This is a genomic window from Pseudomonas saponiphila, from assembly GCF_900105185.1.
GTDB lineage: Bacteria > Pseudomonadota > Gammaproteobacteria > Pseudomonadales > Pseudomonadaceae > Aquipseudomonas > Aquipseudomonas saponiphila.
The window spans coordinates 1035870-1058224 of record NZ_FNTJ01000002.1 but is presented as its reverse complement, the minus strand read 5'-3'; the positions used below and the strand labels follow the sequence as shown (position 1 = coordinate 1058224).

The following is a 22355-nucleotide window of genomic DNA, read 5'->3' as shown; positions in this document are numbered from 1 at the left end:
CGGCTTGTAGCTTCCTCCGAAGGAGTCTGACTTGAACGTTTTGATCATTGGTAGCGGCGGTCGCGAACACGCCCTGGCCTGGAAAGTCGCTCAGGACCCACGGGTCGAAAAAGTATTCGTCGCCCCCGGCAACGCCGGCACCGCCATCGAAGCCAAGTGCGAGAACGTCGCCATCGACGTCCTGGCCCTGGAACAGCTGGCCGATTTCGCCGAGAAGAATGTGTCCCTGACCATCGTCGGTCCGGAAGTGCCGCTGGTAGCCGGCGTGGTGGATCTGTTCCGCTCCCGTGGCCTGGACTGCTTCGGTCCGACCGCCGGCGCCGCGCAGCTGGAAGGCTCGAAAGCCTTCACCAAGGATTTCCTCGCGCGTCACAAGATCCCGACCGCCGACTACCAGAACTTCACCGAAATCGAGCCGGCCCTGGCCTACTTGCAGGAAAAGGGTGCGCCGATCGTGATCAAGGCCGACGGCCTGGCCGCCGGCAAGGGCGTGATCGTCGCCATGACCCTGGCCGAAGCCGAAGAGGCCGTGCGCGACATGCTCGCCGGCAATGCCTTCGGCGAAGCCGGTTCCCGCGTGGTCATCGAGGAATTCCTCGACGGCGAGGAAGCCAGCTTCATCGTCATGGTCGACGGCAAGAACGTGCTGCCGATGGCCACCAGCCAGGACCACAAGCGCGTCGGCGACGGCGACACTGGCCCCAATACCGGTGGCATGGGCGCCTACTCGCCAGCACCGGTGGTCACCGCCGAAGTGCACCAGCGGGTGATGGATCAGGTGATCTGGCCCACCGTGCGCGGCATGGCCGAGGAAGGCAATGTCTACACTGGCTTCCTCTATGCCGGCTTGATGATCGACAAGGCCGGCAACCCGAAAGTCATCGAGTTCAACTGCCGCTTCGGCGATCCGGAAACCCAGCCGGTGATGCTGCGCCTGCAGTCGAGCCTGGTGCTGCTGGTCGAAGCCGCCCTGGCCCAGGCCCTGGACAAGGTCGAAGCGCAGTGGGATCCACGCCCGAGCCTGGGCATCGTCCTGGCAGCCGGCGGCTATCCTGGTGACTACGCCAAGGGTGCGGCCATCAGCGGCCTGGACGCGGCGGCGGCCCTGGAAGGCAAGGTCTTCCACGCCGGCACCGCGCTCAAGGACGGTCAGATCGTGACCTCCGGCGGCCGGGTACTCTGCGCCACCGCCATGGGCGACAGCGTCGACGCGGCCCAGCAGCAAGCCTACCGCCTGGCGGCCAAGATCGACTGGCAAGGCTGCTTCTACCGCAAGGACATCGGCTACCGAGCCATTGCCCGCGAGCGCGGTCAGGAGTAAAGCCGCCCCTGTCCCCGGCAAGGGCCTGGCGCCCTTGCCGTGCGGTCATTACGCCGCGCATAGTTATAATCAGGCATCAACCAATGAAGGGATTTCGCCGTGCGCTGGCTCAGGATCGCCTTAGGCTTCACCGTCACATTGCTGACCCTGCTCTGCTTGAATCCGGCCCTGGCCGCTCAAGGCAGTGGCTGGGCGGTGTTGCTCGACGAACAGGCCGATCTGCAGCTCAGTGACATCCGCTCCCCGCGCTACACCAACCAGTTCAGCCCCATCGAGCTGGACAAGCTGACCGCAGCCGAACCCGATGGCGCGCTGTGGCTGCGCTTCAAGCTGCAACCCGGGCCCCACGAACAGATCCTGCGGATCTTCGCCCCCGACCTGTCCCACCTGAATCTCTACGTGCTCGACGGCGACAAGCTGATCGAGCAAGTGAACACCGGCTCCAGCCAGCCACAAACGGAAAAGCCCCTGCCCAGCAGCGACTTCATGCTGCCGCTGCCGCAAAGCGCCAAGCCGCTGGAGGTCTACCTGCGGCTGGTGTCCGAACACGAACTGCGCCCCTACATCACCCTGCAATCGGCGGTGATGAGCGCCGCCGACCAGAGCCAGACCCTGATCTACGGCCTGTTGTTCGGCTGCCTGGCGATGCTGATCCTGCATAACCTCACCCGCTTCGCCTACACCCGCTCACGCAGCAGCCTGTGGCTGGCGGCCTGTGAGGGACTGTTGACCCTCAGCCTGCTGATGCTGCTGAACCTGTTCGGCCCGTGGCTGCCGGACTGGCAAGCCTTGCAGACCCCGGGCGCCTACCTGGCGCTGCTACTGACTGCGCCCTGCGGGATGATGTTCGCCTACCGTTTCTTCGCCCCGCTGGGCCCGCACCCGCTGAACCGGTTGCTGCTGGGCAACATCCTGCTGATCAGCCTGTTCGGCCTGTTGCTGCTGTTCGTCAACACCCTGCCGCTGAACATCATCACCTACAGCCTGGTGGCCCTGGCCGGCCTGAGCATGTTGTTCGTCGGCGCCTATCACTGGCACAAGGGCTACCGCCCGGCACGGCTGTTCGTCACCGCCATGGTGATCTTCAACCTCGGCACCCTGGTGATTCTCCCGGCCCTGCTGGGCCTGACCCTGGTGGCCCCGCAAGGGCTGATCGTCACCCTGCTCAGCGTGGTCTGCGTCGCCGGCCTGTTGATGAGCATTGCCCTGGGCGAACGCCAGCGCGACATCACCGAGAACCGCTTCAGCGTCAGCCGCGACCTGGCTGCCAGCACCGCCGAGGTCAACGCCAAGGCCGAGTTCCTGGCCAAGATCAGCCACGAGATCCGCACCCCGATGAACGGCGTGCTGGGCATGACCGAGCTGCTGCTGGGCACCCCCCTGTCGGTCAAGCAGCGCGACTACGTGCAAACCATCCACAGCGCCGGCAACGAGCTGCTGACCCTGATCAACGAGATCCTCGACATCTCCAAGCTGGAGTCCGGGCAGATCGAGCTGGACGATGTGCAGTTCGACCTCAATGCCCTGATCGAGGATTGCCTGAGCATCTTCCGGGCCAAGGCCGAACAGCAGAACGTCGAGCTGATCAGCTTTATCCAGCCTCAGGTGCCGCGAGTCATCAGCGGTGACCCGACGCGCCTGCGCCAGGCGCTGCTGAGCCTGCTGGAAAATGCCCTGAAGAAGACCGACGAAGGCGAAGTGCTGATCGTCGTCGCCATCGACGAGCGCAGCAGCAAACCGCGCCTGCGCATCGCCGTGCAGGACAGCGGCCAGCCCATGGACGCCGAAGAGCGCGAAGCGCTGCTGCACACCGAGCTGCACAGCAAGAACTTCCTCGCCACCACCCGCCTGGGGGGCAACCTGGGCCTGGTTATCGCCCGTCAGCTGATCCTGCTGATGCACGGCGAATTCGGCATCAAGAGCGGCACCAACCAGGGCAGCACCCTGTGGCTGACCCTGCCCCTGGACGCCGAGCGCCTGGAACACCCGACCGCCGACCTCGATGGCCCGCTGCAGGGCGCGCGAGTGCTGGTTGTGGACGACAACGACACCTGCCGCAAGGTCCTGGTGCAGCAATGCAGCGCCTGGGGCCTGAACGTCAGCGCCGTGCCTTCGGGCAAGGAAGCCCTGGCCCTGCTGCGGACCAAGGCGCACCTGCGGGACTATTTCGATGTGGTGCTGCTGGACCAGAACATGCCCGGCATGACCGGCATGCAACTGGCGGCCAAGATCAAGGAAGACCCGAGCCTGAACCACGACATCCTGCTGATCATGCTCACCGGCATCAGCAACGCGCCGAGCAAGGTGATTGCGCGCAATGCCGGGATCAAGCGCATCCTCGCCAAGCCGGTGGCCGGCTACACCCTCAAGACTACCCTGGCCGACGAGCTCAATCAGCGCGACAAGGCCCCTGCCGCGCCCTACAACATGCCCCTGACCCCGGCCCCGGGGCCTGAGCAGGTCACGGTTCCCAGCGACTTCAGCATCCTGGTGGCCGAGGACAACAGCATCTCCACCAAGGTCATCCGCGGCATGCTGGGCAAGCTCAACCTGCAGCCCGACACCGCCAGCAACGGCGAGGAAGCGCTGCAGGCGATGAAGGCCAAGCGCTACGACCTGGTGCTGATGGACTGCGAGATGCCAGTGCTCGATGGTTTCTCCGCCACCCAGCAACTGCGTGCCTGGGAAGTGGGCAACCAGCGGGTGCGCACCCCGGTGGTGGCGCTGACCGCGCACATCCTCGCCGAGCACAAGGAGCGCGCGCGCCAGGCCGGCATGGACGGGCACATGGCCAAGCCGGTGGAACTCTCGCAACTGCGCGAGCTGGTGGAGCACTGGGTCACCCAGCGCGATCTGCGCGAACGCAGCGCCGCCCACACCAGTTGAGCCGACAGCCTCTGCGGCGCCTGTTAAACTCTCGCTCGCCCTCCCTAGTCGTGAGCTTCCACCATGCTCCACGTGCTGTTCAGCGTTTACCTGAAGATGCTGGTGCTCTATAGCCCATTCTTCGTCCTCTCGTGCTTCATCAGCCTGACCCGCGGCTACTCCTCCAAGGAGCGCCGGCGCCTGGCCTGGAAAGTCGCCCTCGCCACCCTGGTGTCCAGCGTCTTGCTGTACCTGTTCGGTCGAGTGATCTTCAGCGTGTTCGGCATTACCGTGGACGCCTTCCGCATCGGTGCCGGCAGCGTGCTGTTCATCTCCGCCCTCGGCATGGCCCAGGGCAAGTCGGCGGTGCAGAGCGACAACGTGCAGCAGGACGTGACCATAGTCCCGCTGACCATCCCCCTGACCGTGGGCCCGGGCACCATCGGCGCCCTGCTGGTGATGGGAGTCAGCCAGCCGCACTGGGACGACAAGCTCACCGCCATCCTCAGCATCGCCCTGGCCAGCCTCACCGTGGGCGTGGTGCTGTACCTGTCCAACCGCATCGAGCGCATCCTCGGCGACCAGGGCCTGCAGATCGTCAGCCGGCTGATGGGGCTGTTCGTCTGTGCCCTGGCGGCGCAGATCATCTTCACCGGGGTCAAAGGCTATCTGGTGCCCTAGCAGCGGCTCGACCCAGCGGACAAGGAATGTCACATGCCCAGCCATGAAGATCGCCAGCTCATCCAGCAAAGATGGCAGGACGAACGCTATCCCAGGGACAACTCCCTCGCCCTGGGCTCGGGCTTCTACTGCCTGTTCGAGCTGCCCCACGAACATCCCCGACTGATCAACAAGGTCTGGATGCCGGCCTCGGACTACAGCGCTCAGCAGGACGGCGAGGGCCTCGCGACCCTGGCGTTGTGCGCCGCCGGCGACGGAGCTTTGCAGGCCCGAGCCGGCGAGTGTGCCGCCCACGGCGGGGATGGTTTCCTGGCATTGCAGGAGAAGGATTCTGAGGCCCTGATCTGGCTGCTGGTCCTGAGGGACACCCATCCCTTCAACCGGGTCGAGATCCAGGACCGGCACCTTTATGCCGAGTCGACCTGCGGTGTCAGCGTGCGGATCCCTCTGCAGCGCCCGGATCAGCTGATCCTGACCTGGCCATGAACCGCCCACCCACACCGAGCCCGATGAAAAGACTGACCGCCAACGCCGCCATCGACCTGCTGAGCCGCCAGCGGTTGCCCGGCCTCGACCCCGCCGCCCGCGCCTCCCACCTCCTGAACTGGTGGGGAATAGACAGCGACGACCTTGAGTTCGCCGCACTGTCACCCAGCCTGCAGCAACAGATCAGGGCGCAGCCGGAGCCCCCGGAAGAGGTGCAGGACCCGCGCTACGACGCCCTGCTGCTGATCGCCCTGCGCGCCGAATACCGCGGCGTGACCCACGGCTACCTGAGGCGCAGCCTGCGCGAAGCCGGCCTCGGCGACTACGCCGTCAGCGCGGACACCGAGTACCTGGAGGCCTGCCCCTGCTGCGGCTATCGAACCCTGTCGGCGCGGGGCGAATACCAGATCTGCGACCTGTGCCATTGGGAAGACGACGGCAGTCAGGCGCTGGACGTGCTGAGCGGACCCAACCACAAAACCCTGGGCCAGGCCCGGGAACACTTTACCCAGCAGCTGGGCCGCCTGCCCTTGGACAAATGGCCACACATCAGCAAGGACAGCCCATGATTCCCTAGCAGTTGGTCACCCTGATCGAATCCCAGCCCAGCTTCCGCCCGCGCCCCGACACCGCCGAGGTCACCCGCGCGCTGAACAACCTGGGGATCGCCCTGGACAGCGAGTTCGCGCAGATCTACCTGGCCTATCACCCCGCCGATTTCGAAAGCCGGGGGAGCTACGAAGTGCTGATGGATATCGCCGAGCCCACCGAGGAGATCCTGATGGGCACCGAGTTCATTCATGAAGTCTGGGAGTTGCCAGAGAACTTCGTCGCCTTCACCTCATTGCAAGGTCAAGGCGGCTACTTGCTGGACAAGATCAGCGGCGGCGTCTGGGATTTCGACCTGGGCGACTGGGAAGCTTTCGTCGCCGGCCGCCTCCCCGCCCGCTGGGCCAGCTTCTTCGAATTCATCCACTGGCTGCTGACCGCCGCCCCCTGCGACCCGTAGGAGCCGGCTTGCCGGCGAAGGCGTCCAACCGGGCATGCACGACACGTGGGCCTCTTCGCCGGCAAGCCGGCTCCTACAGTGGTTTTTCGCCGTACCAGCGCGGGGTATACACCCACTCGCCGCCCTCGGCGCGGGGGAACACGCAGGTGGTGGAAGAACCCACCAGCACCATGGTGCGCATGTCCACCTGCTCCGGGGTCAGCTCGCCCAGGGTGATGACCCGCAAGGTCTGCCCCGGACGACCGATATCCCGCCCCAGCACCACCGGGGTGTGCGGCGTGCGGTGCTGGCGCACGATCTCCAGGGCCCGACCCAGTTGCCAGGGCCGCGAGCGGGAAATCGGGTTGTAGAAAGCCAGGGCCAGATCGGCCTGGGAGGCGAGGTCCAGGCGCTTCTCGATGATCTCCCAGGGCTTGAGGTTGTCCGACAGCGACAGCACGCAGAAGTCATGGCCCAGCGGCGCACCGGCCTGGGCGGCAGTCGCCAGGGATGCGGAAACCCCGGGGAGAATCTCCAGCTCGACCCGGTGCCAGGCCGGGTCGCTGGATTCGTGCAGGGCTTCGAGCACCGCCGCGGCCATGGCGAACACGCCAGGATCGCCAGACGACACCACCACCACCGAACGGCCCTGGGCCGCCAGCTCGAAGGCGTGCCGGGCACGCTGCATTTCTTCACGGTTGTCGGTGCAGTGCATGACCTGATCGGCGCGGAACGGACCGGCCATGCGCACGTAGGTTTCATAACCCAGGATGTCGTTGGCCCGAGCCAGTTCGGCTTTTACCGCCGGCACCATGAGTTCGGCGGCACCAGGGCCAAGGCCGATCACCGCCAGGCGCCCGCGGGGTCGGCCGATCTGTTCGGGGTCCAGGGGCTGGTTGGCCACGGCGATGGCGATGTCCTCACCCATCTTCAGCGGCGGCAGCAATTGCGGCACCGCCTGTTGTGCCAGTTCGGCGACACTGCCAGTGGCCGGCAGAAAGCGCAGCGGCACCCCCAGTTCGGCAGCCGCCTGGTGCAGGCTGCGCTCGGCCATGTCGCTGTCGGCGGCCAGCAGGCAGGCTACGGACTGCACGGCGATCCGCGCCTGATGCAGGGCCTCGCGGATTTGCGTGGCAAGGCCGATATCGCTGTCGCCAGCCAGCTGGCTCCTACGGCAGGCAACCAGGACGCTGCGGGGGTAGATCAGCAGTTCGTTGGCCGCCGGTTCGCGTTCGGCGGAACCGACGCGAATGGTCAGGCGGGCCTGATCGCTCTCGGGCAGCTTGGCCGCCGCCAGCCAGGGCGCGGCGCCTTCGATGCGCACGCTCTCGCCACCCAGCAGATCGGAGACAAAACGCTTGCCCAGTTCCAGGTCGCCCAGGGCATAACCGCTGGGCGGGTTCAGCAGGCAGGTGCCAAAGCGCAGCTCACCGCTGGTGGTTATGGCCGCGGCCACGCCAAGGCCGGCGGCGATTTCCCGGGCCATGACGTTGACCCCGCCCAGGCCACCCAGCAACGGCACCACGGCGCTGCCGTCTTCGGCAACGGCCAGCACCGGCGGCTCGGCGCCCTTTTCCAGCAGCAGCGGGGCCAGGGTGCGGATGACGATGCCGGCCGCGCACAGGGCGATGATCGGCGTGTCCTGTTGATACAACTGGCGCAACGTCGCGCCGAATTCGTGATAGATCCGGTCGGCGCCTTCGACCCGTTCCGCCAGACCGTGGATCAACGAGTCGGGGTACAGGCGCTGGATCTGCCGCGCGGTGTCGAGGCTGCCTTGGCCCAGGATGACGATGGCCGGAGTTGAACGGGCCATCAGCCTTGCCACCTTTCGCCAGGCACGATGATCAGCGAGAAGTACGGCGAGGACATCGGCTCCACTTCATCCAGCGGCACGATCTTCTGGTTGGCCATGGTGGCGCGCTCGACATACAGCGCCCGCTGCGCCAGTCCCAGTTCTTCCAGGACCTGACGCACCTTGGGGAAGTTGCGCCCCAGCTTCATCACCACCGCCGCATCGGCGTCTGCCAGGCGGCGCTTGAGTTCGTCATGGGGCAGCACGCCCGAGAGCACCGACAGGCTCTGGTTGCGATACACCAGGGGCGCACCCAGCACCGAGGCGCCGCCCAGCATCGAACACACACCCGGCACCACTTCGGCCTGGTAACGCTCGGCCAGGCGATCGTGCAGGTACATGTAGGAGCCGTAGAAGAACGGGTCGCCTTCGCAGATCACCGCCACGTCGCGGCCGGCATCCAGGTGCAGCGCCAGCTCCTGGCTGGCGCCGTCGTAGAAGTCGCTGATCACTTGCTCGTAGGACAGCGGCGCCGGCAGCACCTCGGTGGTCACCGGATAGACCAGAGGCAGCAGGGTCTGGGCGTCCTGCAAATGCGCCTCGATGATGCCGAAGGCGTTGCCTTTCTTGCCCTTGGCCACGAAGTACGCCACCACCGGCGATTCGCGCAGCAGGCGCAAGGCCTTGAGGGTAATCAGTTCCGGATCACCGGGGCCCACGCCAAGGCCGATCAAACGTCCAGGTTGCTGCATCATTCGACCTCCGTGGCCAGGGCATTGACGGCGGCGGCGGCCATGGCGCTACCGCCCAGGCGCCCCTGCATGATCACGAACGGCACGCCACGGCTGTCGGCAGCGAGCATCGCCTTGGACTCGGCCGCCCCGACGAAGCCCACCGGGAAGCCAAGGATCAGCGCCGGCTTCGGCGCGCCGGCGTCGAGCATTTCCAGCAGGTAGAAGAGTGCGGTAGGGGCATTGCCGATCACCACCACGCTGCCCTCCAGGTGCGGGCGCCAGAGCTCCAGGGCCGCTGCCGAGCGGGTGTTGCCCAGCTCCCGGGCCAGCTCCGGCACGCGCTCGTCGCGCAGGGTGCAGATCACCGGGTTGTTGGCCGGCAGGCGCGCCCGGGTGATGCCTTCGGACACCATGTGCGCATCGCAGAGAATCGGCGCCCCGGCGGCCAGGGCCTCACGCCCGGCCTTGCCTGCGCCCGCCGAGAACTGCAGGCCGTCGATGGCCTCCACCATGCCGCAGGCGTGGATCACCCGAACCGCGAGTTTTTCCAGGTCGGCCGGAATGCGATCCAGCTTGGCTTCTTCGCGAATGATCGCGAAGGAGTTGCGATAGATCTCCTGACCGTCGCGGATGTAATCAATCATCTAGGGAGCTCCGTAGGCGGGCATCAAGCAGGGCCTCTGCCGCTGCAATAGAAAGGTTGCGTGCGTGCAGCGTGCCGAAACCCGGCTGCGCAGCGTCGCGTAAATACAAGTCGTAGCGCCCTGGGGCCTGCGCCAGCAGCGTGGCCGGCGCCACGTGGGCGGCAGCGCAGGAACGCGGGCAACCCGACAGGTGCACGGCCGCCTGCCGGCCGTGACGCTGCAGCAGCTGCGCCAGCTCAAGCGCGTCGCCCTTGGTATCGGCCAGGGCCTTGCCACAGCCACTGGAGCCGGTGCAGGCAATCAGGTGGGCCAGGGATTGTCGAGCACGGCACAACAGTCCCAATTGCTCCAGGCGGGCGGTGACTGTGGCGGCCTCCGCCGGGGCAACGCCCGGCAGCAACAGGCTCTGCCAGGGCGTGAAACGCAGGCTGGCGTCGCCGTATTGCTCGGCCAGTTGGGCGGCGCCGCGCAGCATGGCAGGGTCCAGGCGCCCCAGGGGCGCGACCGCACCGACATAGACCCGGTCGCGTTCACGCTGTGGATAAGTTCCCAGGTGCAAGCCTGCCACCGCGGCCGGGCGCTGCCAGTGGTCAATGCTCAGCAAGGGGCGGCTCAGGCGCAGGTTCAGTCGGGCCAGGAAATCCGCTACCGGCACTCGCTCCAGCAAATGCCGCATCCGCGTCTGCTCGGGGGTGGCCAGCTCGAGAAACAGCTCCAGCACGGCCACCAGCAGCTCATGCCCCTGTGCCTCGGGCACCGCCGCCAGGGGTTTATCCACAGGGCTGCCGGCCAGGCCGAAGGCCAGCAGCAACTGCCCTTCATGCATAACCGCCGCCAGCCACAGATCGTGGTGATGTTCGAGCATGGCCAGGGCTTCGCCGCCATCGAGCTGCACGGCGAACTTGGCCGACAGTTCATGAAAGCGCGGGTGACTCTGCAAGGTCGCCAGGATCTGCCCGGCCAGGGCACGGGTGTCCATCAGCATTTGCCGGTCGATGCCGGCGCTGGGGCTGAGCATCAGGTTGCGCACATCGTCACCGGCGGCGGTGGTCGGCCCCAGGCCCGCCGCCAGGAGTGCATCGATCAGGGCCTGATGCTCGACACCGATCCCGCGAATCTGCAGGTTGGCGCGGTTGGTGGCCTCGATCACACCGCCGGCATAGGCCTGCGCCGCCTCGGCCACCGCCCTGGCCTGGGCGGCACTGATGACCCCGCCCGCCAGCTTGATCCGGCAGATGCCGCCGTCCAGCGCCGGGACGATGCGCAGCAATCCCGGGCAGGCCGAGGGGCGGATGGCGGTGGACATAGGGCGTTCGTTCAAAGGGGCAACCGGCAGTGTGGGAAAAGCGCTTCGTCAACGAAGGCGCGGTATTATGCCTGCTTTGTCCGAAGGCATGAAAATGCCTGCCGGTCGGAACCTTAGGTTTGAGGAAGATAGATGTCGCCCTGGCTGACAGTAGTGGGAATCGGTGAAGACGGCTTCAAGGGGCTGGGCAGGAATGCCCGCCACGCCCTGCTGGGCGCTTCGCGGATCATCGGCGCCCAGCGTCAGCTGGATCTGCTGCCGGCCTGCATCCGCGGCGAACGCCAGTTGTGGCCCAGTCCGTTCTCGCTGGAGCCGGTGCTGAGCCAACGCGGGACGCCAGTCTGTGTGCTGGCCAGCGGCGATCCGATGCTGTTCGGCGTCGGTGCCAGCCTGGCCCGGCAACTGCCGGCCGACGAGTTGCAGGTAGTGTCTTTCCCCTCTTCCTATTCCCTGGCCGCTGCTCGCCTGGGCTGGGCGCTGCAGGACGTGGTCACGCTGTCGGTGGTGGCCCGGCCGATTGCCGCGCTCAATGCCCAGCTGTCCAGCGGCGTGCGCCTGCTGGTGCTGAGCAATGACCGCCACAGCCCGGCGGCGATTGCCGGCCTGCTGCGTGAACGCGGTTTCGGCCCGAGCCGCCTGACGGTGCTGGAGCACCTGGGTGGCCCTCTGGAACGGCGCCTGGACAGCAGCGCCGATGACTGGAGCGATCCGGCGCTGGCCGACCTCAATCTGCTGGCAATCGAATGCCGGGCGGCAGCCGATACGCCGCAACTGTCCCGATTGGCCGGCCTGCCGGACTCGGCCTTCCGCCACGACGGCCAGCTGACCAAGCGTGACGTGCGCGCCATCACCCTGGCCCGCCTGGCCCCGGTGCCCGGCCAACTGCTCTGGGATGTGGGCGCCGGCAGCGGCTCCATCGGCATCGAATGGATGCGCGCACACCCCAGCTGCCGGGCCCTGGCCATCGAAGCCGACGACGGCCGCCAGCAGTTGATCGAATACAACCGTGACGTGCTCGGCGTGCCCGGGCTGCAACTGATTCGCGGCAGCGCGCCCCAGGCCCTGGCCGGGCTGGAGCGCCCCGATGCGGTGTTCATCGGCGGCGGGGTAACCCGCGAGGGCGTGCTGCACACCTGCTGGGAACGGCTCAAGCCCGGCGGACGCCTGGTGGCCAACGCGGTGACCCTGCAAAGTGAAATGACCCTGATGCACTGGCGCCAAGCCCATGGCGGCGAGCTGACCCGCATCCATATCGCCCAGGCCCAGCCCCTGGGGGAATTCGATACCTGGCGCCAGGCCCTGCCGATCACCCTGCTGGACCTGCACAAACCCCTGGACCGGCCATGAACCTTGCAGGAGCGGGCTTGCCCGCGAAAGCGTCCGCCCCAAACACCGCCGTGCGCCCTTCGCGAGCAAGCTCGCTCCTACGGGGGCCAGGGCATGCGTGAGGAGACGGCCGAACAGCCCGCGCCCCTGCGCAGTGGCCTGACCACTGGCAGCTGCGCCACCGCCACCAGCCTGGCCGCCGCGCGCCTGTTGCTGGGGGGCATCAACGCCGACGCAGTGCAGATCGTCCTGCCCAAGGGCAAGCAGGTGCAGATGCGCCTGGAGTTCTGCCGACGCACCGCCGAGGGCGCCGAGGCCGGGACCCTCAAGGATGCCGGCGACGACCCGGACGTGACCCACGGCGCCCTGCTCTACACCCAGGTGCGCCTGACCCGCGAGCCGGGAATCCGCTTCATCGCCGGCCAGGGCGTGGGCACCGTGACCCGACCCGGCCTGGTGCTGGCAGTGGGCGAGCCGGCGATCAATCCCGTGCCACGCCGGATGATCAGCGAGCACCTACAACGGCTTGCCGAGGAGCACGCCTACACCGGCGGTTTCGAAGTCACGGTGAATGTCGAGGGCGGCGCCGAGCTGGCCCTGAAAACCATGAACCCGCGCCTGGGGATTCTCGGCGGACTGTCGATCCTGGGCACCAGCGGCATTGTCCGGCCCTTCTCCTGTGCGGCCTATATCGCCTCGATCCACCAGGGCATCGACGTGGCCAGGACCAACGGCTACCTGCACATTGCCGCCTGCACCGGCAACGCCAGCGAAGACACCATGCGCCGGGTCTACAACCTGCCGGAAATCGCCCTGATCGAAATGGGCGACTTCGTCGGCGCGGTGCTCAAGCACCTGCGCAAAGTGCCTGTGGATAAACTCAGCCTGTGCGGTGGCTTCGGCAAGATCAGCAAGCTGGCCGCCGGACACATGGACCTGCACAGCCGCCATTCCAGCATCGACCTGCCGCAACTGGCGCAATGGGCCGCCGCGGTGGGCGCCGGAGCGGACCTGCAACAGGCCATCCGCGAAGCCAATACCAGCCAGCAGGCACTGGCCATGGCCAGCGCCGCCGGAATCGCCCTGGGCGACGCGGTGTGCCAGCACGCCCTGGACTTCGCCCGCAGCGTGGTGCCGGCCCAAGTCCAGGTGGAAGTCTTCGCCATCGACCGCCAGGGCGGCATCGTTGGCCATGCCGGAGTCTTGTCATGAGCCGCATCCTGCTGCTGGGCGGGGTCACCGAGGCCCTGGCCATCGCCCGTACCCTGGGCCTGGAACATATCTACAGCCTGGCCGGGGTCGGCCGGGTGCCCACGGACCTGAAGTGCCAGGTCCGGGTGGGCGGCTACGGCGGCGCCGAGGGCCTGGCGCGCTTTATCCGTGAACAACGCATTGGCCTCCTGCTGGATGCCACCCACCCCTACGCTGCGCAGATCAGCGCCAATGCCGTGGCCGCGGCAAAGCACGCAGCCGTGCCTTGCTGGGCCTTGCGCCGCCCGGCCTGGCAGCCGCAACCGGGCGATGACTGGCGGGAGATCGCCGGTTGGGAGCAACTGATGGAAGCCCTGGAACCGTTCAAGCGCCCGCTGTTCACCCTGGGCCGCGAGCCGTTGCAGCATCTGGATGAAATTCCTCCGGGGCAGTTCTGGACCCTGCGCGCCCTGGAATCCTGCCCCGGCAATGAGCGTTGCGAAGTGATTGGCGCCCGAGGGCCCTTCCTGATCGAAGACGAGCGCCAACTGTTCGCACGTCGGCACATCGACGTGCTGATCAGCAAGAACAGCGGCAGCAGCGCCACCGAGCCCAAGCTGGAGGTGGCACGTGAGCGGGGCATACCGGTGCTGGTGCTCAAGCGCCCCGAACTGCCCGAAGCCGACCGCCACTTTGCCAGCGTGGCCGAGTTGCTGCTGGCCCTGAGCTCGCCGGAAAAAACCTGACAGGCAAAACCGCCGCGCCCCACAAACACTTGGGAAGCCCCTGGCAGCGCGCTGCCAACCCCATGCTTTAGCCTCCTTGGACAGCCTCAATGGCGCCGGCTCCGCTCGTCGCCTGATTGAGCTGCACGCGGGCAAATGGGTTGCCACGCCGTATCCCAAGGAATACATTCGCCATGTACGTCTTCGAGCAGACCCTGGAGTTCAGCCGCTGGCTCCTGCACCTGAAGGACCCGCAGGGCAAAACCCGTGTACTGGCCAGGATCCGCGCCGCCCAGCTGGGCCGTTTCGGCGACTGCGAACCGCTGGGTGGAGGCGTCTACGAGATGCGCATCCACCGTGGCCCCGGCTACCGGGTGTACTTCTCGCGCCGGGGCACAGTGATCTACCTGTTGTTGATCGGCGGTGACAAGAGCACCCAGAGACGCGATATCCAACGCGCCAGGCAACTGGCCCACGACCTCAAGAGCGAGGGTTGAAACATGCACACCCCAGTCACCCGCTTCGACGCGGCGGAGTACCTCAAGTCCCCTGAAGACATGGTCGCCTACCTCGACGCCTGCTTCGAGGAAGACACCGGCGACGGCAAGCTGATCCGCGCTGCCCTCAACGATATCGCTCGCGCCCGCGGCATGACCCAGATCGCCCGCGATACCGGCCTGGGCCGCGAGAGCCTGTACAAGGCCCTGGGCAGCCAGGGCAATCCCGAGTTCGCGACCATCATCAAGGTCATGAAAGCGCTCGGGCTCAAGCTCCACGTCAGCCCAGCCTGAACTGGCACTGCGACACCACACCGCATACGCTGCTTTTTTACTTATCCACGGCGATCAGGCTAAATACCCGCCTGATCGCTCAACCGACGGATCGTCCCCATGTCCCGACAACGGCTCGCATTTGCCTGGATCGCCTGCTTCGCAGTGCTGTTCAACATGCTTGCCATGCCGCTTTCCGGGGCCATGCAGCGCAGCGATCCGGGGCTGAACGAACAACTGCTATGGGGCAGTTTCTGCTCGTCCACCGGCACCAAGCTGGTGGCCATCTCCCTGGGCAAGCTCGACCAGAAGGCCCCGCAGAACGACGATCATTCGACCATGCAGCACTGTTGGTGCTGCTCCGGCTCGCCACCACTGGTGGCCCTGCCCGGGCACGTTCCCCAGCTGTACTTCACCCGCTTCGCCGCCCGGCCGGGCGCGCCGCAACCGCAGATTGAAATGCTCTCCCTGCGCCAGCAATGGCCCAGCCTGAACCCCGGTGCACCGCCTCTGGCATGATTCCCTTTCGCAAGTGATCTGCGTCTTTGAATCGTTCTGGAGAACCGTCATGTCTACACCATCCCTGGTCAAGCAATCCCTGCTCCTGGCCGCTCTGCTGCTGCCCGCCTGCTTCGCCACCGCCCACGACTACAAGGCCGGCGAGCTGCAAATCGCCCATCCCTGGTCACAGGAGCTGCCACCGAACGCACCGACCGTGGCCGCCTACTTCGTGCTGCACAACCCGGGCAAGAGCGCCGACACCCTGCTCAGTGTCGACTCGCCGATCGCCGGTCGGGCCGAGCTGCATGAGCACGTCAAGCAGGGCGACATGATGAAGATGCAGCCAGTGCCCAAGGTCGCGGTGCCCGCCGGTGGCGAGGTGGCCTTCGCGCCCATGGGCTACCACGTGATGCTGATGGAGCTCAAGGATCGCAGCCTGCTCAGCGACGGCAAGCGCTTCCCGCTGACCCTGCACTTCGAGAAGTCCGGCAATGTCACCGTCGAGGTTGCCGTGCAGAAGCAGGCTCCCGACGCCATGCAAGGGCATATGCACGACCAGTAAGCCCTGACCGGCCCTTCGACCGTGAACGCCCCGCACGCGCCTGGCCGCGGGCGGTCCGCGCCGCGTCGCAACTCCCAGCGAGTTCGACGCGGCAGCTGGATCAGCCTGTTCGCCATGTTGATGATCTTTATCGGCCCGCTGATTTCCCAGTCGATGCCGATGGATCACACCACGCCGATGAACATGTCCTCCGCCATGGACATGGGCAACGGCGCGCCCGGCTGTCACGGTGAAAGCCCGCATCACGCGCAACAAGGTAAGTCCCAGGGCGAACAGCATGTGCTCTGGGAGAAGTGCGGCTATTGCAGCCTGCTGTTCAACTGCCCGGCGCTGCCTTCAGGCCTGTCGTTCGCCGCACTGGCGACCACGCCCACAACTGATTTCCTGATCCCCGCCACGCGCCTGGGCCACGCCCGGCAGACCGTGTTCCCCGGCGCCCTGACCCGCGCCCCACCGATCCTCGCCTGAGTCCCCTGCTCATCTCACACGGCCGGCTGTCAGCGCGACAGACGCGTACCCGCGGCCGTGTCATTCAAGACTGATCGATGGAACATCTATGTTTTCTGCTGACTCTCGCCTGGGCGTTGCCCAGCCATTCAAGCGCTTTGCCTTGAGCCCTGCCCGCCAACATTTCAACCGTGCTCTGGCAGTACTCTGCGGCGCCCTGCTGACGCCCCTGGCACTGGCCGACGATGCACCAACGGAGCACGCCCAGCACAGCACCGAACTGAGCCCCACGGTGATCACCGCCGTCGCCCCGAGCTCGCCGCTGACCGTGGTCACCAACCCCAAGGACCCACGCCAGCCGGTCCCGGCCAGTGACGGCGGCGACTACCTGAAGACCATTCCCGGCTTCGCCCTGGTGCGCAACGGTGGCACCAACGGCGACCCGGTGCTGCGCGGCATGTTCGGCTCGCGGCTGAACATCCTCACCAACGGCGGCATGATGCTCGGCGCCTGCCCCGGGCGCATGGATGCACCGACCTCCTACATTTCCCCGGAAACCTACGACCGCCTGACCGTGATCAAGGGCCCGCAAACCGTGCTCTGGGGCCCGGGCGCCTCGGCCGGCACCGTGCTGTTCGAGCGCGAACCGGAACATTTCGGCGAGCTCGGCACCCGGGTCAACGCCAGCCTGCTGGCCGGTTCCAACGGCCGTTTCGACAAAACCCTGGACGCCGCCGCCGGCGGCCCCCTGGGCTACCTGCGGGTGATCGGCAACACCGCCCATTCCGACGACTACAAGGACGGCAACAACGACACCGTGGCCTCGCGCTACGACAAGTGGAACGGTGACGTGGCCCTGGGCTGGACCCCGGACGCCGACACCCTGCTGGAACTCACCGCCGGCAAGGGCGACGGTGAAGCCCGCTACGCCGGGCGCGGCATGGACGGCTCGCAGTTCAAGCGCGAAAGCCTGGGTCTGCGTTTCGAAAAATCCAACATCGGCGAGGTGCTGGACAAGGTCGAGGCCCAGGTCTACTACAACTACGCCGACCACGTGATGGACAACTACAGCCTGCGGACCCCGTCCGGCACCGGGATGATGGCCGGTCCCATGGCCTCCAACGTCGACCGCCGCACCCTCGGCGCACGGATCAAGGCCACCTGGCGCTGGGCCGACCTGCAACTGATCGGCGGCCTGGATGCCCAGACCAACGAGCATCGCGCCCGGGCCAGCAGCGGCATCGACACCTACAAGCAACTGCCCCGCACCAAGGACGCCGACTTCCACAACTACGGCGCCTTCGGCGAGCTGACCTGGTACGCCGCCGAGCGTGATCGCCTGATCACTGGTGCACGCCTGGACCGTGCCTCGGCCAAGGATTATCGCGAGCGCATCGGCTCGGGCATGATGAGCCGCGCCAACCCCACGGCCGGCGACACCCGCGCCGACACCCTGCCCAGCGGCTTCGTGCGCTACGAGCACGACCTGGCGGACAGCCCGACCACGCTCTACGTCGGCCTGGGCCACACCCAGCGTTTCCCCGACTACTGGGAACTGTTCTCGCCGAAAATGGGCCCGGCCGGTTCAGTGAACGCCTTCGATTCGATCAAGCCGGAAAAAACCACCCAGTTGGACTTCGGCCTGCAATACCAGAGCGAAGACCTGGAAGCCTGGGCCTCGGGCTACATCGGCCAGGTGCGCGACTACATTCTCTTCGACTACAACACCCGCATGATGGGCATGAGCACCTCGCAGGCCGACAACATTGACGCGCGGATCATGGGCGGCGAACTGGGCGCGGCCTACAAGCTGACCTCCAACTGGAAAGCCGATGCAACCCTGGCCTACGCCTGGGGCAAGAACAGCAGCGATGGCAAGGCCCTGCCGCAGATGCCGCCGCTGGATGCGCGCTTCGGCCTGACCTACAGCGAGGACGACTGGAGCGCCGGGGCCTTGTGGCGGGTGGTGGCGGCGCAGAATCGCGTCGACCTGAACAAGGGCAACGTGGTCGGCAAGGACTTCGGCAAGAGCGGCGGCTTCGGCGTGTTCTCCCTCAACGGCGCCTACCGGGTGACCAAGAACCTCAAGCTCAGCACCGGGGTCGACAACCTGTTCGGCAAGGCCTACGCCGAACACCTGAACCTGGCGGGCAACGCCGGTTTCGGCTACCCGGCCAATGATCCCCAGGCAATCAAGGAGCCAGGGCGCACCCTCTGGACCAAGGTCGACCTGAGTTTCTGACAGCCCTTTACCAGCAGGCCAGCTCCTCCTTGCAGGAGCCGGCCTGCCGGCGAACAGACCCAATAAAAAATGATCCACCGCCCTGCGGAGCGTTCCCCGATGAACCGACCCAAAGTGTCTTTCTACAACCTGGCCTGGCGCTGGCATTTCTACGCCGGGCTGTTCGTGGCTCCATTCATGGTGATGCTGGCCCTGACCGGCATCATCTACCTGTTCAAGCCACAACTGGACCCGCTGATGTACCCCAGCCTGCTCAAGGTGCCCGCCGGTCATCACCAGTTGAGCGCCGACGAATTGCTGCAACGGGTGCAATCGGCCTACCCCCGGGGCCATATCAAGCAGTACCTGCCACCCATCGATGCCGAGCGCAGCGCGCAGTTCGTGGTGCAGGACCAGGGGCAGGAGCTGAATGTCTTCATCGACCCCTACCACGGCGACGTGCTCGGCGAGCAGGATGCCAAGCGCAACCTGCAAGCCGTGGCCCGGGCCATTCACGGCGAACTGATGATCGGCACCGTCGGCGACCGCCTGGTGGAACTGGCCGCCGGCTGGGGCATCGTCCTGGTGGTTTCCGGCCTGTACCTGTGGTGGCCCCGGGGCAAGTCGTCGGCAGGCGTGCTTTGGCCGCGCTTCAGTGCCCGCGGCCGCCTGTTCTGGCGCGACCTGCACGGCGTGCTGGGCTTCTGGGGCGCGGCCTTCCTGCTGCTGATGCTGCTCAGCGGCATGACCTGGACCGGCTTCTGGGGCAAACAGTACGCCGACCTGTGGAACCGCTTCCCGGCGGCCATGTGGAACGACGTACCGACCTCCGACCAACAGGCCCGGGAACTCAACAGCGCCACGCGCCAGACCGTGCCCTGGGCGCTGGAAAACACGCCGCTGCCGATGTCCGGCGACCACGCCGAACACATGGCCCATGACCGGGCCGACAGCGCTCCCGCGGCCCCTACCGTCAGCCTGCAAGCGGTGCAGGACATCGCTCGCCAACGCCAGGTGGCGCCGGGCTACAGCATCACCCTGCCCAAGAGCGCCACCGGGGTGTTCACCATCTCGGTGTTCGCCGACGACCCGCGCCACGACGCCACCCTGCATGTCGACCAATACAGCGGCAAGGTCCTGGCCGATGTGCGTTGGCAGCATTACAGCAACGTGGCCCGGGCCACCGAGCTGGGGGTGATGCTGCACGAGGGCAAGATGTTCGGCCGCGTCAACCAGATCCTGGTACTGGTGGTGTGCCTGATGATCCTGCTCAGCGCTGTGAGTGGCATCGTCATCTGGTGGAAGCGTCGTCCCCAGGGTCGACTCGGCGTCCCGCCGCTGCGCCACGACCTGCCGAGATGGAAAACCGCGACCCTGATCATGGCGTTGCTGGCCCTGGCCTTCCCATTGGTCGGCGCCTCGCTGATTGCCGTGTGGCTGCTGGATCGGCTGCTGCTTTCACGCTTCAATCGCGGCCCTGAATCGGCTTCATCTTCAACATGAATCAGCCGAGATGCTTGTTGCAGAGCGTTCTGTAGAATTTCGAGGCTTCAAGCTTGCACACCAATAATGTTACTTTATAACATCAAAGTGTAAGATCCTTGCCCGCAGTCCCCCGCTGCGGGCACCCCTCGAAGAAGTGATTCACCGCCGCCGATGAACAACTACCTGCTGCCCAGCCTTTGCCTGATTGCCTTGCCCTGCCTGGCCCAGGCGGCCCCATCTGCCTCGACCCTGACCCTGCCCACCGGCACCATTTCGGCTCCGACCAGCGAGGCCGACGACAGCGTCAGCCTGAACACCCCCACCAGCGCCGGTTCGCGCCTGGGCCTGAGCGCCCTCGACACCCCGGCCAGCACCGACAGCCTGAGCGGCGAACGGATCCGCGCCCGGGGCGAGCGCAGCATTCAGGACGCGGTATCGCGCAGTGCCGGCATCAGCCGCACCGGCACCCCGGGTGACGGCGGCACCTCGCTGTCGGCACGGGGCTTTACCGGGCAGAACTCGGTGATGCAACTGTATGACGGCAACCGCCTGTACACCGGCATGGGCACCGTGACCTTCCCGGTGGACACCTGGGCAGTGGAGCGGGTCGACGTGCTGCGCGGTCCGGCCTCGGTGCTGTATGGCGAAGGCGCCACCGGCGCGGTGATCAACACGCTGCCGAAAAAGCCCTTCAGTGGCGCCATCGAAAACCACCTGCGCCTTGGCTATGGCTCCTTCGATCGCCAGCAGCAGGCACTGGACAGCGGCGGCTCGCTGAGCGACAGCCTGAGCTACCGGCTCAACCTCAATCGCGAGCGCAGCAATGGCTGGATCGACCGCGGCGACTCGTCCGCCGACTTCGTCAGCGCCGCCCTGCGCTGGCAAGCCCATGACGACCTGGCCTTCACCCTGGCCCACGACTACGGCGACCAGCAGCCGATGAACTATTTCGGCACGCCGTTGATCGACGGACGTTTCCACCAACGCCTGCGGGACAAGAACTACAACGTCGGCAATGACCAGCAGCACTACAACGACCAGTGGACCCGCCTGACCAGCGAATGGCAGATTTCCGATCAGGTCAGTGCCAGCAACGAGCTGTATTACCTCAAGGCCCAACGCCGTTGGCAGAACGCCGAGAACTACAACTTCAACCCGGCCACCGGCCAACTGAGCCGCAGCGGTTACTATGGTATCGGCCACCAGCAGGAACAGCTCGGCGACCGCCAGACCTTCACCTTCAAGCACAGCTTGTTCGGCCTCGACAGCCAGACCCTGGCCGGCATGGACTACAACCGCATCCGCTTCCACCTGAAAAGCAATTCACCCTTCACCGACGCCTTGGCCAATGGCCAAGTGGTAGATCCGTACCACCCGGCTCCGGGCGAGTTCGCCAGCACCAGCCCTTACCGCGACCAGTTCAAGACCACCACCCGGCAGATGTCGCTGTTCGCCGAAAACCGCCTGCAACTCAGCGAACGCTGGTCCCTGGTGACCGGTGTGCGCCGCGACTACGCGCATATCGATCGCGATGACTTGAACGACGACAGCCGCAGCGACAAGACCCTGACCGGCAACAACTGGAAAGCCGGGCTGGTGTTCGCCGTTACTGCGGATACGTCCGTGTACGGCCAGTACTCCACCAGTACCGACGGCGTCGGCGGGCTGATCTCCCTGAGCAAGAGCCAGCAGCAATTCGACCTGTCCCGCGCCAGGCAGACCGAGATCGGCCTCAAGCAGGCGTTCTGGGACCAGCGTGGCGAGTGGACCCTGGCCGCCTACCACATCGTCAAGAACAAGCTGCTGACCGATGTGCCCGGCGAACCGAACCGCAAACAGCAAGTGGGCCAGCAATCGTCCAACGGCCTGGAAGCCAGCCTCGACCTGCAACTGCCCCACGCCTGGCAACTGCAGGCCAACGCCGCCATCGTTCGCGCCCAGTACGACGACTTCAAGCGGGACGTCGACGGTGTGCAGGTATCCTACGACGGCAAGCGCCCGGTGGACGTGCCTCGGCGCACGGCCAACCTGTGGCTGAGCAAGGCCCTCAACGATGACCTGCGGGCCGGTGCCGGGGTGCGCTACGTGGATGCGCGCTACGCCGACCTGGCCAACCGCAACGAGCTGCCCAGCTACACCGTGGTCGATGCCAACCTGGCGTGGAAAGCCCTGCCCAATACCACCCTGGGCCTGCAATTGAACAACCTGTTTGACCGCCAGTACGCACAAAGCCAATACAATGACGGCCAGCAATGGATACTCGGCGAGCCGCGCTCGTTGTTCGTCACCGCTGACTACACCTTTTAA

Annotated in this window: 21 protein-coding genes; 17 read left to right on the top strand and 4 right to left on the bottom strand. The window is 66.2% G+C overall.

The features are described from left to right. Positions 1 to 31: 31 nt before the first annotated feature. The 6 genes from purD to BLV47_RS26690 all read left to right on the top strand — a co-directional run bounded on the left by purD (position 32) and on the right by BLV47_RS26690 (position 6362). Positions 32 to 1321, top strand: a complete 1290-nt coding sequence (gene purD / locus BLV47_RS26715; protein WP_092319232.1) for a phosphoribosylamine--glycine ligase — start codon at positions 32 to 34, stop codon at positions 1319 to 1321. A 99-nt stretch (positions 1322 to 1420) separates the two neighbouring features. After that, positions 1421 to 4207: a hybrid sensor histidine kinase/response regulator gene (locus tag BLV47_RS26710; protein WP_092319230.1), complete on the top strand. Its 2787-nt coding sequence runs from the start codon at positions 1421 to 1423 to the stop codon at positions 4205 to 4207. A gap of 63 nt (positions 4208 to 4270) precedes the next feature. Next, on the top strand, positions 4271 to 4867 hold the full coding sequence (locus BLV47_RS26705; protein ID WP_092319228.1) for a MarC family protein: 597 nt from the start codon (positions 4271 to 4273) through the stop codon (positions 4865 to 4867). A gap of 33 nt (positions 4868 to 4900) precedes the next feature. Beyond that, positions 4901 to 5353 carry a hypothetical protein gene (locus BLV47_RS26700; protein WP_092319226.1) on the top strand — a complete coding sequence of 151 codons (453 nt, stop codon included), beginning with the start codon at positions 4901 to 4903 and terminating at the stop codon, positions 5351 to 5353. Positions 5354 to 5376: 23 nt separating this feature from the next. Further along, the gene (locus tag BLV47_RS26695; RefSeq protein WP_092319224.1) at positions 5377 to 5922 is read left to right on the top strand and encodes a CPCC family cysteine-rich protein; all 546 of its coding nucleotides are present in this window, start codon (positions 5377 to 5379) and stop codon (positions 5920 to 5922) included. Between the two features lie 11 nt (positions 5923 to 5933). Then, positions 5934 to 6362: an SMI1/KNR4 family protein gene (locus BLV47_RS26690; protein ID WP_244168956.1), complete on the top strand. Its 429-nt coding sequence runs from the start codon at positions 5934 to 5936 to the stop codon at positions 6360 to 6362. A gap of 73 nt (positions 6363 to 6435) precedes the next feature. On the opposite strand, the gene cobJ is transcribed toward BLV47_RS26690, so the two are convergent. The 4 genes from cobJ to cobG are packed head-to-tail and all read right to left on the bottom strand — an operon-like array spanning position 6436 to position 10820. Beyond that, a complete protein-coding gene (gene cobJ, locus BLV47_RS26685) occupies positions 6436 to 8157 on the bottom strand; it encodes a precorrin-3B C(17)-methyltransferase (RefSeq protein ID WP_092319222.1) in 1722 nt (573 codons plus the stop codon). Then, the gene (locus BLV47_RS26680; RefSeq protein WP_092320572.1) at positions 8157 to 8888 is read right to left on the bottom strand and encodes a precorrin-2 C(20)-methyltransferase; all 732 of its coding nucleotides are present in this window, start codon (positions 8886 to 8888) and stop codon (positions 8157 to 8159) included. Before BLV47_RS26680 ends, cobJ begins: the two co-directional genes overlap by 1 nt. After that, positions 8888 to 9514, bottom strand: coding sequence for a precorrin-8X methylmutase (locus tag BLV47_RS26675; RefSeq protein ID WP_092319220.1), 627 nt, complete (start codon positions 9512 to 9514; stop codon positions 8888 to 8890). The genes BLV47_RS26680 and BLV47_RS26675 overlap by 1 nt, the downstream gene beginning before the upstream one ends. After that, on the bottom strand, positions 9507 to 10820 hold the full coding sequence (gene cobG, locus BLV47_RS26670) for a precorrin-3B synthase (RefSeq protein WP_092319218.1): 1314 nt from the start codon (positions 10818 to 10820) through the stop codon (positions 9507 to 9509). Before cobG ends, BLV47_RS26675 begins: the two co-directional genes overlap by 8 nt. A gap of 132 nt (positions 10821 to 10952) precedes the next feature. Here cobG and cbiE point away from each other — a divergent pair, with 132 nt between their 5' ends. The 11 genes from cbiE to BLV47_RS26615 all read left to right on the top strand — a co-directional run bounded on the left by cbiE (position 10953) and on the right by BLV47_RS26615 (position 22355). Then, the gene (gene cbiE, locus BLV47_RS26665; protein ID WP_092319216.1) at positions 10953 to 12167 is read left to right on the top strand and encodes a precorrin-6y C5,15-methyltransferase (decarboxylating) subunit CbiE; all 1215 of its coding nucleotides are present in this window, start codon (positions 10953 to 10955) and stop codon (positions 12165 to 12167) included. A 93-nt stretch (positions 12168 to 12260) separates the two neighbouring features. Beyond that, a complete protein-coding gene (locus tag BLV47_RS26660; RefSeq protein ID WP_092319214.1) occupies positions 12261 to 13358 on the top strand; it encodes a cobalt-precorrin-5B (C(1))-methyltransferase in 1098 nt (365 codons plus the stop codon). Further along, on the top strand, positions 13355 to 14083 hold the full coding sequence (locus BLV47_RS26655) for a cobalt-precorrin-6A reductase (protein ID WP_092319212.1): 729 nt from the start codon (positions 13355 to 13357) through the stop codon (positions 14081 to 14083). Before BLV47_RS26660 ends, BLV47_RS26655 begins: the two co-directional genes overlap by 4 nt. A 173-nt stretch (positions 14084 to 14256) precedes the next feature. Further along, positions 14257 to 14559: a type II toxin-antitoxin system RelE/ParE family toxin gene (locus tag BLV47_RS26650; RefSeq protein WP_092319210.1), complete on the top strand. Its 303-nt coding sequence runs from the start codon at positions 14257 to 14259 to the stop codon at positions 14557 to 14559. Positions 14560 to 14562: 3 nt separating this feature from the next. Further along, a complete protein-coding gene (locus tag BLV47_RS26645) occupies positions 14563 to 14853 on the top strand; it encodes an addiction module antidote protein (RefSeq protein ID WP_092319208.1) in 291 nt (96 codons plus the stop codon). A gap of 99 nt (positions 14854 to 14952) precedes the next feature. Beyond that, positions 14953 to 15351 carry a DUF2946 domain-containing protein gene (locus BLV47_RS26640; RefSeq protein WP_092319206.1) on the top strand — a complete coding sequence of 133 codons (399 nt, stop codon included), beginning with the start codon at positions 14953 to 14955 and terminating at the stop codon, positions 15349 to 15351. A gap of 49 nt (positions 15352 to 15400) precedes the next feature. Then, entirely contained in the window at positions 15401 to 15895 is a 495-nt protein-coding gene (locus BLV47_RS26635; protein ID WP_092319204.1) for a copper chaperone PCu(A)C, read from the top strand. Positions 15896 to 15916: 21 nt separating this feature from the next. Beyond that, positions 15917 to 16363 carry a DUF2946 domain-containing protein gene (locus BLV47_RS26630; RefSeq protein ID WP_092319202.1) on the top strand — a complete coding sequence of 149 codons (447 nt, stop codon included), beginning with the start codon at positions 15917 to 15919 and terminating at the stop codon, positions 16361 to 16363. Positions 16364 to 16451: 88 nt separating this feature from the next. After that, entirely contained in the window at positions 16452 to 18584 is a 2133-nt protein-coding gene (locus BLV47_RS26625; protein WP_092319200.1) for a TonB-dependent copper receptor, read from the top strand. 99 nt (positions 18585 to 18683) lie between these two features. Beyond that, the gene (locus BLV47_RS26620; RefSeq protein ID WP_092320571.1) at positions 18684 to 20066 is read left to right on the top strand and encodes a PepSY-associated TM helix domain-containing protein; all 1383 of its coding nucleotides are present in this window, start codon (positions 18684 to 18686) and stop codon (positions 20064 to 20066) included. Between the two features lie 153 nt (positions 20067 to 20219). Further along, positions 20220 to 22355 carry a TonB-dependent receptor gene (locus tag BLV47_RS26615; protein WP_092319198.1) on the top strand — a complete coding sequence of 712 codons (2136 nt, stop codon included), beginning with the start codon at positions 20220 to 20222 and terminating at the stop codon, positions 22353 to 22355.

What these genes read in the sequence shown, in the direction of transcription:
- BLV47_RS26635 (WP_092319204.1), top strand. Translation starts at nt 15,401, where the DNA reads ATGTCTACACCATCCCTGGTCAAGCAATCCCTGCTCCTGGCCGCTCTG.
- BLV47_RS26655 (WP_092319212.1), top strand. Translation starts at nt 13,355, where the DNA reads ATGAGCCGCATCCTGCTGCTGGGCGGGGTCACCGAGGCCCTGGCCATC.
- BLV47_RS26700 (WP_092319226.1), top strand. Translation starts at nt 4,901, where the DNA reads ATGCCCAGCCATGAAGATCGCCAGCTCATCCAGCAAAGATGGCAGGAC.
- BLV47_RS26640 (WP_092319206.1), top strand. Translation starts at nt 14,953, where the DNA reads ATGTCCCGACAACGGCTCGCATTTGCCTGGATCGCCTGCTTCGCAGTG.
- BLV47_RS26660 (WP_092319214.1), top strand. Translation starts at nt 12,261, where the DNA reads ATGCGTGAGGAGACGGCCGAACAGCCCGCGCCCCTGCGCAGTGGCCTG.
- BLV47_RS26650 (WP_092319210.1), top strand. Translation starts at nt 14,257, where the DNA reads ATGTACGTCTTCGAGCAGACCCTGGAGTTCAGCCGCTGGCTCCTGCAC.
- BLV47_RS26625 (WP_092319200.1), top strand. Translation starts at nt 16,452, where the DNA reads ATGTTTTCTGCTGACTCTCGCCTGGGCGTTGCCCAGCCATTCAAGCGC.
- BLV47_RS26705 (WP_092319228.1), top strand. Translation starts at nt 4,271, where the DNA reads ATGCTCCACGTGCTGTTCAGCGTTTACCTGAAGATGCTGGTGCTCTAT.
- BLV47_RS26680 (WP_092320572.1), bottom strand. Translation starts at nt 8,888, where the DNA reads ATGCAGCAACCTGGACGTTTGATCGGCCTTGGCGTGGGCCCCGGTGAT.
- BLV47_RS26675 (WP_092319220.1), bottom strand. Translation starts at nt 9,514, where the DNA reads ATGATTGATTACATCCGCGACGGTCAGGAGATCTATCGCAACTCCTTC.
- cobJ (WP_092319222.1), bottom strand. Translation starts at nt 8,157, where the DNA reads ATGGCCCGTTCAACTCCGGCCATCGTCATCCTGGGCCAAGGCAGCCTC.
- BLV47_RS26645 (WP_092319208.1), top strand. Translation starts at nt 14,563, where the DNA reads ATGCACACCCCAGTCACCCGCTTCGACGCGGCGGAGTACCTCAAGTCC.
- cobG (WP_092319218.1), bottom strand. Translation starts at nt 10,820, where the DNA reads ATGTCCACCGCCATCCGCCCCTCGGCCTGCCCGGGATTGCTGCGCATC.
- BLV47_RS26620 (WP_092320571.1), top strand. Translation starts at nt 18,684, where the DNA reads ATGAACCGACCCAAAGTGTCTTTCTACAACCTGGCCTGGCGCTGGCAT.
- cbiE (WP_092319216.1), top strand. Translation starts at nt 10,953, where the DNA reads ATGTCGCCCTGGCTGACAGTAGTGGGAATCGGTGAAGACGGCTTCAAG.
- BLV47_RS26615 (WP_092319198.1), top strand. Translation starts at nt 20,220, where the DNA reads ATGAACAACTACCTGCTGCCCAGCCTTTGCCTGATTGCCTTGCCCTGC.
- BLV47_RS26695 (WP_092319224.1), top strand. Translation starts at nt 5,377, where the DNA reads ATGAAAAGACTGACCGCCAACGCCGCCATCGACCTGCTGAGCCGCCAG.